Here is a 12,339-nt window from a genome sequence, read left to right on the forward strand (position 1 = left end):
CGTCAGGCGCGCCGCGCGCGCAGCCCTTGCTCGCGCACCTGCTCGAGCGTCGCAGCGGGCGTGCACGCGTCCTGCGGCACGCGGATCTCGATTAGCGCGGGCAGGCCGCTCGCGAGCGCGCGGTCGAGCGCGGGCAGGAAATCGGCGGTGCGCTCGACGGTCTCGCCGTGCGCGCCGAACGCGCGCGCATACGCGGCGAAATCCGGGTTCGTGAGCCCGGTGCCGTGCACCCGCCCCGGATAGTTGCGCTCCTGATGCATGCGGATCGTGCCGAAATGGCCGTTGTTCACGACGAGCACGATGATCGCGAGCCCGTACTGGATCGCGGTCGCGAGTTCGTTGCCCGCCATCATGAAGCAGCCGTCGCCCGCGAGCGCGACGACCGTGCGCTGCGGATACAGCGATTTCGCGGCGAGCGCGGCCGGCACGCCGTAGCCCATCGCGCCGCTCGTCGGCGCGAGCTGCGAGCGGAAGTGCCGGTATGCGAAGTGGCGATGCAGCCATGCCGCGTAGTTGCCGGCGCCGTTCGTGACGATCGCGTCGTGCGGCAGCCGTTCGCGCAATTGCCGCATCAGGTCGCCGAGCTGCACGTCGCCCGGCATCGGCCGCGGCGCGCGCCAGTCGAGGTACGCGCGATGCGCGTCGGCGGCGCTGCCCGCCCACGCGGGCGACGCCGGCGGCTCGAGCGCGGCGAGCTGCGCGGCGATCTCGGGCATGCCGGAGGCGATCGGCAGATCGGCCGCATAGACGCGCCCCAGCTCGTCCGCGCCCTGATGCACATGAACGAGCACCTGCTTCGGCTTCGGAATGTCGATCAGCGTGTAGCCGCCCGTCGTCGCTTCGCCGAGGCGCGGGCCGAGCGCGAACAGCAGATCTGCTTCGCGGATGCGGCGCGCGAGCTCGGGGTTCACGCCGAGGCCGACGTCGCCCGCGTACTGCGGATGCTCGTTGTCGAACGTGTCCTGATAGCGGAACGCGCAGGCGACCGGCAATTGCCAGCGCTCGACGAAGGTGCGCAGATCCGCGCACGCGTCGGGCGTCCAGCCGCTGCCGCCCGCGATCACGAGCGGCCGCCGAGCGCGCGCGAGCCGCTCGCGCAGCTCGCTCATCTGCGCGGCGGACGGCGCGGCGGCGATGCGCTTCGCCGCGGGCGCGATGGGTTGCGCCGCGCACGGCTCGGACAGCACGTCCTCGGGCAGCGCGAGCACGACGGGGCCGGGCCGGCCCGACATCGCGACGTGAAACGCATGGCTCAGGTATTCGGGGACGCGGCGCGGATCGTCGATCTGCGCGACCCACTTCGCGAGCTGGCCGAACATCCGCCGATAGTCGATTTCCTGGAATGCCTCGCGATCGAGATGCTCGCGCGCGCACTGGCCGATGAAGAGGATCATCGGCGTCGAATCCTGGAACGCGGTATGCACGCCGATCGACGCGTGCGTCGCGCCGGGGCCGCGCGTGACGAACGCGACGCCGGGCCGGCCGGTCAGCTTGCCGAGCGCCTCAGCCATGTTCGCGGCGGCGGCTTCGTGCCGGCAGACGACGGTCTGGATGCGTTCGGTCTCGTCGGCGAGGGAATCGAGGACGGCGAGAAAGCTCTCGCCGGGAACACAGAACACGCGCTCGACGTGATTCGCGAGCATGGCGTCGACGAGCAGGCGTGCGCCGGTGGCGGCGCGCTGCTCTCGGTCCGGGGAAATCGACATGTAAGACGGGCTCCCTTCGTGGCGGGACGTACAGCTTACGCCGGTTGAAGGGGCGGCGGAAGGCGCGGGCGCGTGCTGCACGGCAGCGATGTTCGCGCGCCGCGCCCGCGCGTCAGCACTCAGCACTCGACGATGTTCACCGCCAACCCGCCGCGCGAGGTCTCCTTGTATTTCGTTTTCATGTCCGCGCCGGTTTCGCGCATCGTCTTGATCACGGAGTCGAGCGACACGTAGTGGCTGCCGTCGCCGCGCAGCGCCATCCGCGCGGCGTTGACGGCCTTCACCGACGCCATCGCGTTGCGCTCGATGCACGGAATCTGCACCATCCCGCCGACCGGATCGCAGGTGAGGCCGAGGTTGTGCTCCATCCCGATCTCGGCGGCGTTCTCCACCTGCTGCGGCGTGCCGCCCAGCACCGCGGCGAGCGCGCCCGCCGCCATCGAGCACGCGACGCCGACTTCGCCCTGGCAGCCGACTTCGGCGCCCGAGATCGACGCGTTGAGCTTGTAGAGGATGCCGATCGCCGCCGCGGTCATCAGGAAGTCGGCCACGCCTTGCTCGTTCGCGCCCGGCGTGAAGCGCGTGTAGTAATGGAGGACGGCCGGGATGATGCCCGCCGCGCCGTTGGTCGGCGCGGTGACGACGCGCCCGCCCGCCGCGTTCTCCTCGTTGACCGCGATCGCGTACAGGTTGATCCAGTCGATCATCGACAGTGGGTCCTGGAGCGCGCGTTCCGGATTGCCCGTCAGCGCGCGGTAGAGCTGCGGCGCGCGGCGCTTGACCTGGAACGGGCCGGGCAGGTTGCCGTCGGCGTCCGGATTGCCGATTCCGCAGCCGCGCGCGACGCACGACTGCATCACGTCCCAGATCTTCATAAGCCCCGTGCGCGTTTCCTCGTCGGTGTGCCACGCGCGCTCGTTCTCCCACATCAACTGCGCGATCGACTTGCCGGTCGACGCGGTGAGCGCGAGCAGCTCGGCGCCCGTGCGGAACGAGTGCGGCATCTGCTCGGCGGCGGCGAGCACCTTCGTGTTCGCCGCGCCCGCGGTGACGACGAAGCCGCCGCCCACCGACAGATACGTCGCCTCGCGCAGCACCGCGCCCGTCGCGTCGGTCGCGCGCAGCTTCATCGCATTGGGATGCTCGGGCAGCGCCTGCCGGTAGAACGCGATGTGCTCCTTCGGCACGAACGGCACCGGGTGCGTGCCGAGCAGCGCGAGCGCCTTCGAGTCGCGCACCGCATCGAGCCGCGCGGCGATTGTCGACGGATCGACGGTGTCGGGCGCGTCGCCCATCAGGCCGAGCATCACGCCGCGGTCGGTGCCGTGGCCCTTGCCGGTCGCGCCGAGCGAGCCGTACAGCTCGACCTTCACGCTCGCGGTCGCGGCGAGCAGCGCGTCTCGCTCGAGCCCTTGCGCGAACATCAGCGCGGCGCGCATCGGCCCGACCGTGTGCGAACTCGACGGGCCGATACCGATTTTGAAAAGATCGAACACGCTGACTGCCATTTCGTTTCCTGAATGACCGGATGTATGAGGGGATCACCGCGCCGGCAACGGCAGGCACGCGGCCAGCCACGCCGGCGGCATCGGCGACAGTTGTTGGGCGATGCCCGTGTAGCGGCCGTCGAGGCGCGCGGCGAGATGGAACAGCTCGGTCGCGTTCTTCGGCTCCCACGCGCCCGAGTAGCCGGGCAGGCCCGCCTCGCGGCGCTTCGCGTCGAACGGCACCGGCGAGTGGACGAATTCCTCGTGCGTCTTCTCGCCGCGCGCGTACGGCGCGAGCCAGTCGAGCGCGGCGGCGAGCGTCGCGCCGTTCGGCGCGCGCTCGCGCAGCCAGTTGCGGTTGAAGCGCCGCGCGGCGAGCGCGGCCGTGACGAGCGGCTGCAGATCGTAGACCGCATAGTGCAGCGCGTCGCGCTCGAGAAAATCGTACGTCGTGCCGTCGGGCTCGATGTTGTCGGCGAGATGCTCGATGAAGAGCCGCTGCGCGGCGTTCATCATCTTGCGGTCGCCGAGCGTGAACGCGGCGAGCGCGATCAGCTTGATCCGGTGGCTTTGCCAGTTGTTGCGCCACGTGCCCTTGAGCGGGCGCTTCTGCGCGTCGATCTCCTGCACGTAGCCGTTGCCGAGCGACGCGATGAACGCGGCCGTCGCGTTGCGCGTCTTCACGGGCAGCGCGCTCGCCGTCATGTCGTACGCGAGGATCAGGCTCTCGAAGCGCGTCTCGTCGATCGGATTGAAGCTCGGGCGGTACGTGTTCACCCACGTCGACAGAAAGCGGTCGACGAGCGCCAGATAGCGGCTCTGGTTCGTCACGCGCCACGCGAGCGCCGCGTTGCGCATCAGTTCCAGGTCGTTGAGCGCCTCGGCGCTCTGGTCGTAAATGCCCTCGTGCGGCAGCGTGCCCTCGGTGTGCACGCGCGGCAGCGCCTTCGGCTCGTCGTTCAGGTGCGCGTCGACGCTCTTGATGAGCGCCTGCACGCCCGGTTCGGCATGCGTCGCCTCGCTGCTTTGCAGCGCGGGGGCGGCGCAGAAATTCATCGCCGCCCGCGCGGGGCCGGCCGCCGCCAGCGCGGCGGCGGCGACGAGCGCCGGCGCGAGCGCGCTCAAGCGCCGCCGCATCGCCTGCGCGCGGCCCGGAAACGTCTGACGCACCATGCAGAACTCCTTTGTTGGCTGGATCGCGGTGTGAGATGTTAGCCGGACTTGCGGGCGAATGCGAACACGCGCGCCGTCCGCAACAAAGTATTGCGGACGGCGCGTCGTCGGTGAAGGAAGGGCGGCGCGGCGCGCGGGCCGCGCCGGCGCGTCAGGCGTAATCCGATACCGGCACGCAGGAGCAGAACAGATTGCGGTCGCCATATGCGTTGTCCGCACGGCCGACGGGCGGCCAGTACTTGTTCGTCGTGAGCGACGCGACCGGGAACGCGGCTTGCTCGCGCGAGTACGCGTGCGGCCATTCGTTCGCGGTGACGACGGCCGCCGTGTGCGGCGCGTGACGCAGCGGATTGTCCTCGCGGTCGGCGCGGCCTTCCTCGACCGCGCGGATTTCGTCGCGGATCGCGATCATCGCCGCGACGAAGCGGTCCAGTTCCTCCTGCGATTCCGATTCGGTCGGCTCGACCATCAGCGTGCCGGGCACCGGGAAGCTCATCGTCGGCGCGTGGAAGCCGTAATCCATCAGGCGCTTCGCGACGTCATCGACGGTGATGCCGCTCGAATCCTTGATCGGGCGCAGATCCAGAATGCACTCGTGCGCGACCAGCCCGCCCGGACCCGAGTACAGCACCGGGTAGTGCGGCGCGAGGCGCTTCGCGATGTAGTTCGCGTTGAGGATCGCGGTTTCGGTCGCGGCGGTCAGGTTCTTCGCGCCCATCATCGCGATGTACATCCACGAGATCGGCAGGATCGACGCCGAGCCGTACGGGGCGGCCGACACCGCGCCGATGCCTTCTTCGCCGCGCGCGTAGCCCGTCGAGCGCTGGTTCGGCAGGAACTTCGCGAGGTGCGGGCCGACCGCGACCGGGCCGACGCCGGGGCCGCCGCCGCCGTGCGGGATGCAGAAGGTCTTGTGCAGGTTCAGGTGCGACACGTCGCCGCCGAACTGGCCGGGCGCGGTCAGGCCGACCATCGCGTTCATGTTCGCGCCGTCGACGTACACCTGGCCGCCGTGCGCATGCACGATCTCGCAGATCTCGCGGACGTTCTGCTCGAACACGCCGTGCGTCGACGGATACGTGATCATGATCGCCGCGAGGTCGTTCGCATGCTGCTCGGCCTTCGCCTTCAGATCGGCGATGTCGACGTTGCCCTGCGCGTCGCACGCGACGACGACGACCTTCATGCCCGCCATGTGCGCGGACGCCGGGTTCGTGCCGTGCGCGGAAGCCGGGATCAGGCAGACGTTGCGATGGCTCTCGCCGCGCGACTCGTGATACGCGCGGATGACGAGGAGGCCCGCGTACTCGCCCTGCGAACCGGCGTTCGGCTGCAGCGACACGGCCGCGTAGCCCGTCGCCGCGACGAGCATCTGCTCGAGCTGGTCGATCATCTCGCGATAGCCGGCCGTCTGCTCGGCGGGCGCGAACGGGTGGATCTGGCCGAACTCGGGCCACGTGACGGGCAGCATTTCCGACGTCGCGTTCAGCTTCATCGTGCACGAGCCGAGCGGGATCATCGCGCGGTCGAGCGCGAGATCCTTGTCCGACAGGCTGCGCAGGTAGCGCAGCATTTCCGTTTCCGAATGGTGGCGGTTGAACACGTGGTGCGTGAGGTACGCGCTCGTGCGCTCGAGGCCGGCGGGCAGCACGGCCGTGCCCGGCAGGGCCGCGTCGAGCGCGGCGACGTCGGGCGCCGTCGCGCCTGCCGCCTGCGCGAAGATGGCGAGCAGGTCGGCGAGATCGGTGCGGGTCGTCGTTTCGTCGACCGAGATGCCGACGCGCGTGTCGCTCACGCGGCGCAGGTTGATGCGCTTCGCGTTCGCGAGCGCGTGGATCTGCGCGGTGCGCGCGCCGGCGTCGATTGTCAGCGTGTCGAAGAACGTGTCGTTGACGGTTGCGTAGCCGAGTTGCTTCACGCCCGCGGCGAGGAGCGCCGCGATGCGGTTCACGCGCAGCGCGATCGTCTTCAGGCCGCGCGGGCCGTGATAGACCGCGTACATGCTCGCCATGATCGCGAGGAGCGCCTGCGCGGTGCAGACGTTGGATGTCGCCTTCTCGCGGCGGATGTGCTGCTCGCGCGTTTGCAGCGCGAGGCGCAGCGCGGACTTGCCCTGCGCGTCGACGGTCACGCCGACGAGGCGGCCCGGCATCTGCCGCTTGAATTCGTCGCGCACCGCCAGGTATGCGGCGTGCGGGCCGCCGAAGCCCATCGGCACGCCGAAGCGCTGCGTGTTGCCGACCGCGACGTCCGCGCCCCATTCGCCGGGCGGCGTGAGCACGGTGAGCGCGAGGATGTCGGCCGCGACGACGACGTGGCCGCCCGCGGCGTGGATCGCTTCGGCGAGCGCGCGATAGTCGCGCACATCGCCGTTCGCGCCCGGATATTGCAGCAGCACGCCGAACGCGTTCGCGCCCGCGGCGTCGGCGGCCGGGCCCGTCTTCACTTCGATGCCGGCCGGCTTCGCGCGCGTTTTCACTACTTCGAGCGTTTGCGGCAGCACGTCGTCGGCGACGTAGAACACATTCGACTGCGGCTTGCCGACGCGTTGCAGCAGCGTCATCGCTTCGGCTGCGGCCGTTGCCTCGTCGAGCAGCGACGCATTCGCGATTGCGAGGCCTGTCAGGTCGGCGATCATCTGCTGGAAGTTCAGCAGCGCTTCGAGGCGGCCCTGCGAGATTTCAGGCTGGTACGGCGTGTACGCGGTGTACCACGCCGGGTTTTCGAGCACGTTGCGCAGGATGACGGCCGGGGTGTGCGTGTCGTAGTAGCCCTGGCCGATGTAGGAGCGGAACACCTGGTTCTTGTCCGCGAGCGCGCGCAGCGCGGCGAGCGCTTCCGCCTCGCTCTTCGGTTGCGCGAACGGGCCGAGCGGCAGCGTCTCCTCGCGGCGGATCGGCGCGGGGATCACGGCGTCGATCAGGTCGGCGCGCGACGCGAAGCCGAGCGTGTCGAGCATTGCCTGCTGGCTGGCGGCATCGGGGCCGATGTGGCGTTCGGCGAACGCGTCGTGCGTTTCGAGCGCGGCGAGCGAGAGGGGCGTGCGGTTCATCAGACGGTCCGGGTGTTCGAGCTTCATGGTGGTCCTGTGTCGATCAGAGTTAGCGCTTTAGCGCTTACTCTGATCCCATGGCGCGGCTGGCTGGAGTGAGCGCTTCAGCGCTTGCTCCAGCCCCGTGGCGGTCCCATGCGGGGCGGGGCCAGCCGGCCCACGCGCCGCGCGGTTCGTGAATGGTTGTTAGTCGATCAGCTTGCTGTAGGCCGCTGCGTCGATCAGCTTGTCGGTCGACGCGCCGTCGGCGAGCTTGATCTTGAAGAGCCAGCTCGCGTACGCGTCGCTGTTGACTTCGTCCGGCGTGTCGACGATCGCCGCGTTCACTTCGACGACTTCGCCCGATACCGGCGAGTAGATGTCGGACGCCGCCTTCACCGACTCGACGACGCCGACGGCGTCGCCCGCCGACACGGTCTTGCCGACTTCCGGCAGTTCGAGGAAGACGATGTCGCCGAGTGTGCTCTGCGCGTGATCGGTGATGCCGACCGTCAGCGTGCCGTCGGCTTCGGTGCGCACCCACTCGTGTTCATCGGTGTATTTCAGATCGGCCGGGACGTTGCTCATCGGATGCTCCTGAGATTGAATGCTTGCAAGCGTTTGAATGTGAGTCTCGATTCGCGCGCGGGCGCGCCGGTTGCTTCGCGTCAGACCGCGAGCACCTTGCCGTTGCGCACGAACGGCAGTTTTACCACGCGCGCGGGGAGTTGCTTGTCGCGGATCTGCACGTGCACCGTGTCGCCGATTGCGACGTCCTTCGGCACGCGCGCGAACGCGATCGATTCCTGCATCGTCGGCGAGAACGTGCCGCTCGTGATCTCGCCTTCGCCGTGCGGCGTCACGACCTTCTGGTGCGCGCGCAGCACGCCGCCCGCGCGGCCGTTCTCCTTTTGCAGGATGAGGCCGGCGAACGCGGCGCGCGAGCCGTTCGCTTCGAGCGCGTCGCGGCCGACGAACGCGCGTGGCGTGGCGAGATCGACCGTCCACGCGAGACCGGCGTCGAGGGGCGACACTGTCTCGTCCATGTCCTGGCCGTACAGATTCATGCCGGCTTCGAGGCGCAGCGTGTCGCGCGCGCCGAGCCCGCACGGGCGCACGCCGCGCTCGGCGAGCGCGTTCCACAGCGCTTCGACGTGCGTCGCCGGGACGATGATCTCGAAGCCGTCCTCGCCGGTGTAGCCGGTGCGCGCGACGGTGAGGTCGCCGAACGGCGTGCCTGCGACCTGCGCGGCGTTGAATGGCTTGAGCTCGCTCGTCGCGGCGCGCGCGGCGGGGATCGTGTCCCACACCTTCGCGCGCGCGTTCGGGCCCTGGGCGGCGACGATCGCGAAGTCGCGGCGCGGCGCGATCGTGAGGCCGAAGCCGCCTTGCTCGTTGAGCTGGTTGAACCACGCGACGTCCTTGTCGGCGGTGCCGGCGTTCACGACGACGCGGAAGAAATCCTCGGTGAAGTAGTAGACGATCAGATCGTCGATGACGCCGCCTTGCGGGTTCAGCAGGCACGAATAGAGCGCCTTGCCGGGCGTTTGCAGCTTCGCGACGTTGTTCGCGAGCGCGTGCTCGAAGAACGCGCGCACGCGCGGGCCCGTGAAATCGACGACGCACATGTGCGACACGTCGAACATGCCGGCATCGGTGCGCACCGCCTGGTGCTCTTCGATCTGCGAGCCGTAGTTGACGGGCATGTCCCAGCCGCCGAAATCGACCATGCGGGCGTTGAGGGCGCGATGCGCGGCGTGAAGCGGGGTGATTTTGAGAACGGTCATCGGGGTCCCAGGCAAGACGGCCGGGCTTGAAGCCCGGGCGCGAAAACAAAACGGCAACTCGGCGAACCGCCGGCGCATGAAGCCGCCTGCGATGCGTGCATGCCCCTCTGTCCTCGATACCTGAGAGATTGCGCGACGGACTCGATCCGGCTCGCGCGCGCCCCTTCGGTGGGCAGCCTGCCCGTGCGTCGCGTTGCGCGCACGCGGCTACTGCCGCTCTCCAGAGTGCGAAAAACGTCGTCCGACGCATGTGGCCAGACGGGTTCTTCGACGCGGTCGGTCCTTTTGCCTGAGAGTTTGCGGGTGTGCCCCTTCGGCGGCGCGGCTTGCCTTTCGATCAACGGACGGCGGCCGCACGCTCTCCCGACGCGTGCGGGCGAATGTACGCGAGCGCGAATGGGTTGTCAATTTGGGCAAATCGCTGTCGCTTTAAGGCAAGCGGCGGCGCGTCCGGCGTTGGCGGCGCGGGCTGCGGATGGGATGGGGCGCTCGTTCGTCGTGAGCGGTGAGCGGGCCGGGGGCGGAATCGCGAAGCATTCCCTCGGCGCGCGCGGCCTGGGCGAAAAGGGCGCCGAAGCCGCGCGTCGAAGTATCGTCTGACGGACGGCCCGGAGACCGCCGGACGCTTACTCGCCGATTGCGCGCGCGGCCACGTCGAGTTCCTGATTGAGTACGCGCTGCTCGTCGGCGGACAGGCCGCCGCCATGCTGGGCGGCCATGTCGGTTGATTCCTGGCGGATCACGTCGAGCCGGCGATGGAGCCCGGCGCCTTGCGGCGGCGGATAGTAGCCGGCGTTCACACGCGCGTCGATGCGATGGCTCAGGTTGTCGATGCGGCCCTGGATTTGCTGCATCCGCTCGTAGCCGACCACTTGCGGACTGGGGCGGGGCGCAGGCGCAGGCGCCGGGCGCTGCGGCGCGACCACACATGCCGCGAGCGACGAGACGAGGACGCAGCATGCCGCCGCGCGGATCAACCGTTGCATTACATTCTCCTGATTGTCGATGCCGGACAGTAAAGGGACGAACGGCTCAGACCGGCACCGAGATGACGTTCGTTTCCGAATTGTTTGTAACCGTTTGTCGGCGATCCAGGCCCGGACGCGAAGGGCACGATCGCGCCGCCGCCTGCTCAGGCCACTTCGCGCACGAACGGCAGACGCCGGCCTTCGCGTTCGCTGCGCATCGCAAGCTCGATGATCGTCATCACGTCGACGGCGTCCTGCGGCGCGATGGGGAACGGCGCGCCGTCGTGAATCGACGCGGCGAGCGCGCGATAGAACTCCGCGTATTGGCCGTCGAGCGTCGGCACAGGCCGCTCGACTTCGAGTTCGCCGTCGAGGCCGCGCAGCACACCCGGCGGGTTGCCGCCGCCGAATTCGACATCGTCCGGCGTGAGGCCCGCCTTCAGTTGATCCTCCTGCGTGTCGAGCCCGTGCTTCTGATAGCCGGCCTGCGTGCCGAGCACGGTGAAGCGCGCGGGCTCGATCGCCGCGAGCGCGCTCGCGTGCAGCACGACGTCCTTGTCCGGATAGCCGAGCTGCAGGTGGACGAAGTCGGGCGCGTCGCCGCCGTCGCGGCGGGTCTTCACCGTCGCGCTCACCGTGTCCGGCGCGCCGAACAGCGCGAGCGCCTGATCGATCAGGTGCGGGCCGAGATCGAACAGCAGCCCGCCGCCGCGCGCCGCTTCCTCGCGCCAGCGCGTGCGCACGTGCGGGCGGAAGCGGTCGAAGTGTGATTCGAAATAGGCGATGCGGCCGAGCTCGCCGCTTTCGACGAGCCGGCGCACGGTCAGGAAATCGCCGTCCCAGCGGCGGTTGTGGAACGGAGCGAACACGCGGCCGCACGCGGCCGCGAGACGCGCGAGCACGAGCGCATCGGCGGCCGACAGCGTGACCGGCTTGTCGACGACCACGTGCTTGCCCGCTTCGAGCGCCCGCTTCGCCAGCTCGACATGCGTGTCGTTCGGCGTCGCGATCACGACGCACTCGACATCCTCGCGCGCGACGAGCGCGTCGAGATCCGCCACGACGACGGCGCCCGGATACGCGGCGGCCGCGCGGTCCGGCTGGCCGGTCGCGATCGCGGCAAGCTGCGTGCGGCCGCTGTGCGCGATGACGGGCGCGTGGAACGTCGCGCCTGCAAAACCGAAACCCATCAAACCAATCTTGAGCATTGACGACATGAACGATCCTGTCTGCTTGCGAAACGGGGGCGCCGCGGCTCGGACGCCGCACGGCGACGGATGCCTATTGTGGCATGCCGAATGGGGGGCGGAACGGTTTGTCGGCGACGCTGGCCGAACGGACAGGGCGTGCGCCCGCATTCCGTCGATCGGCCGGCGATTGTCGACGGATTGCCGGTTCGTGAGCCGGAGGCTGAAACGCGTTCGCCGGAGTGCGTCAGCCGCCCGCCGCCTGCAACGGCGCCGCCTCCGCCAACCGCCGCCTGATTGCCGCGGCGGCCTGCTCGGCCCACGCCGCACAGGCCCGCGCGCCCGGATGAAAACCGTCCGACGCCATGGCGTCGCGCGTGAGCGGCATGTCGACCCGCAGGAACTCGCAAGCGGGCTGCCCGGCGGCCCAGCGCGACAGCACGGCGTTCAGGCGCCCCGCGCGCAGCCCGAGATACCACCTGAGCGGCTGCGGCAGCGCCGGAAGACGATGCATCGGCGGCACCGCGGTCAGGATCACGTGCGCGGCGCCGAAGCGCGTCGTCAGCCGCTCGACGAGCGCCGCCTGCGTGTCGCGCCAGCGCGGGGGCGGCACGCCGTCCGTCACGTCGTTGACGCCGAGCGACGTGACGACCGCGTCGACGTGCGCGTCGGGCTCGGCATCGAGCCAGTCGAGCAGATCCCGCGTCGTCGCGCCGGTGCGCGCGAGCAACCGCCACTCGACGCGATGGAACGGCGCGAGCGCGCGCACGAGCTGCCCGACGAGCGCGTCGGACTGGGTCGGGACACCGACGCCCGCAGCGGCCGAATCGCCGAGCACGAGCAGGCGCAGCGGCGGCCCGGCGCCGTCGACGCCGCTGCGCGGCCCGTCGGCTTCGGCGAGGCGCGGTGTCACCCGCCTGACGCGGCGGCCTTGTGCGAGCAGCAACGGGCCGAGTGCGGCGGTGGCGAAGTGGTATCCCATATGGCGTTCCGTGAGGAT

General features: G+C 69.8%; 10 protein-coding genes and 2 riboswitches. Of the genes, 1 reads left to right on the top strand and 9 read right to left on the bottom strand.

All coding sequences use genetic code 11. From position 1 onward, the window contains the following. Positions 1-2: 2 nt before the first annotated feature. The 3 genes from AQ610_RS00755 to AQ610_RS00765 all read right to left on the bottom strand — a co-directional run bounded on the left by AQ610_RS00755 (position 3) and on the right by AQ610_RS00765 (position 4,366). Positions 3-1,706 carry a thiamine pyrophosphate-binding protein gene (locus AQ610_RS00755; RefSeq protein ID WP_043281870.1) on the bottom strand — a complete coding sequence of 568 codons (1,704 nt, stop codon included), beginning with the start codon at positions 1,704-1,706 and terminating at the stop codon, positions 3-5. A 119-nt stretch (positions 1,707-1,825) separates the two neighbouring features. Further along, on the bottom strand, positions 1,826-3,214 hold the full coding sequence (locus AQ610_RS00760; protein ID WP_006023892.1) for an L-serine ammonia-lyase: 1,389 nt from the start codon (positions 3,212-3,214) through the stop codon (positions 1,826-1,828). A 33-nt stretch (positions 3,215-3,247) separates the two neighbouring features. Further along, positions 3,248-4,366, bottom strand: a complete 1,119-nt coding sequence (locus AQ610_RS00765) for an alginate lyase family protein (RefSeq protein ID WP_006023891.1) — start codon at positions 4,364-4,366, stop codon at positions 3,248-3,250. Positions 4,367-4,401: 35 nt separating this feature from the next. Here AQ610_RS00765 and AQ610_RS38305 point away from each other — a divergent pair, with 35 nt between their 5' ends. Continuing rightward, on the top strand, positions 4,402-4,527 hold the full coding sequence (locus tag AQ610_RS38305) for a hypothetical protein (protein WP_006023890.1): 126 nt from the start codon (positions 4,402-4,404) through the stop codon (positions 4,525-4,527). Here AQ610_RS38305 and gcvP read toward each other — a convergent pair. The 6 genes from gcvP to AQ610_RS00795 form a co-directional block, all read right to left on the bottom strand. Further along, the gene (gcvP, locus tag AQ610_RS00770) at positions 4,518-7,445 is read right to left on the bottom strand and encodes an aminomethyl-transferring glycine dehydrogenase (protein WP_006023889.1); all 2,928 of its coding nucleotides are present in this window, start codon (positions 7,443-7,445) and stop codon (positions 4,518-4,520) included. The genes AQ610_RS38305 and gcvP overlap by 10 nt on opposite strands. Positions 7,446-7,604: 159 nt before the next feature. After that, complete coding sequence (gene gcvH, locus AQ610_RS00775; protein WP_006023888.1) at positions 7,605-7,985, bottom strand: glycine cleavage system protein GcvH; 381 nt, start codon at positions 7,983-7,985, stop codon at positions 7,605-7,607. Positions 7,986-8,065: 80 nt separating this feature from the next. Next, on the bottom strand, positions 8,066-9,184 hold the full coding sequence (gcvT, locus tag AQ610_RS00780; RefSeq protein ID WP_009913982.1) for a glycine cleavage system aminomethyltransferase GcvT: 1,119 nt from the start codon (positions 9,182-9,184) through the stop codon (positions 8,066-8,068). Positions 9,185-9,281: 97 nt separating this feature from the next. After that, positions 9,282-9,418: riboswitch (glycine riboswitch) on the bottom strand. A 33-nt stretch (positions 9,419-9,451) separates the two neighbouring features. Continuing rightward, positions 9,452-9,560, bottom strand: a riboswitch (glycine riboswitch). A gap of 250 nt (positions 9,561-9,810) precedes the next feature. Continuing rightward, positions 9,811-10,170 carry a hypothetical protein gene (locus tag AQ610_RS00785; RefSeq protein WP_009913980.1) on the bottom strand — a complete coding sequence of 120 codons (360 nt, stop codon included), beginning with the start codon at positions 10,168-10,170 and terminating at the stop codon, positions 9,811-9,813. 146 nt (positions 10,171-10,316) lie between these two features. Next, positions 10,317-11,369: an oxidoreductase gene (locus AQ610_RS00790; RefSeq protein WP_009913979.1), complete on the bottom strand. Its 1,053-nt coding sequence runs from the start codon at positions 11,367-11,369 to the stop codon at positions 10,317-10,319. Between the two features lie 217 nt (positions 11,370-11,586). Further along, a complete protein-coding gene (locus tag AQ610_RS00795) occupies positions 11,587-12,321 on the bottom strand; it encodes an SGNH/GDSL hydrolase family protein (protein WP_009913977.1) in 735 nt (244 codons plus the stop codon). Positions 12,322-12,339: the final 18 nt, after the last annotated feature.

The organism is Burkholderia humptydooensis (genome assembly GCF_001513745.1).
Classification (GTDB): Bacteria; Pseudomonadota; Gammaproteobacteria; order Burkholderiales; family Burkholderiaceae; genus Burkholderia; species Burkholderia humptydooensis.

Bases quoted from the DNA above. Each gene is read 5' to 3' on its own strand.
- AQ610_RS00755 (WP_043281870.1), bottom strand. From the start codon at position 1,706: ATGTCGATTTCCCCGGACCGAGAGCAGCGCGCCGCCACCGGCGCACGC.
- AQ610_RS00760 (WP_006023892.1), bottom strand. From the start codon at position 3,214: ATGGCAGTCAGCGTGTTCGATCTTTTCAAAATCGGTATCGGCCCGTCG.
- AQ610_RS00765 (WP_006023891.1), bottom strand. From the start codon at position 4,366: ATGGTGCGTCAGACGTTTCCGGGCCGCGCGCAGGCGATGCGGCGGCGC.
- AQ610_RS38305 (WP_006023890.1), top strand. From the start codon at position 4,402: ATGTTAGCCGGACTTGCGGGCGAATGCGAACACGCGCGCCGTCCGCAA.
- gcvP (WP_006023889.1), bottom strand. From the start codon at position 7,445: ATGAAGCTCGAACACCCGGACCGTCTGATGAACCGCACGCCCCTCTCG.
- gcvH (WP_006023888.1), bottom strand. From the start codon at position 7,985: ATGAGCAACGTCCCGGCCGATCTGAAATACACCGATGAACACGAGTGG.
- gcvT (WP_009913982.1), bottom strand. From the start codon at position 9,184: ATGACCGTTCTCAAAATCACCCCGCTTCACGCCGCGCATCGCGCCCTC.
- AQ610_RS00785 (WP_009913980.1), bottom strand. From the start codon at position 10,170: ATGCAACGGTTGATCCGCGCGGCGGCATGCTGCGTCCTCGTCTCGTCG.
- AQ610_RS00790 (WP_009913979.1), bottom strand. From the start codon at position 11,369: ATGTCGTCAATGCTCAAGATTGGTTTGATGGGTTTCGGTTTTGCAGGC.
- AQ610_RS00795 (WP_009913977.1), bottom strand. From the start codon at position 12,321: ATGGGATACCACTTCGCCACCGCCGCACTCGGCCCGTTGCTGCTCGCA.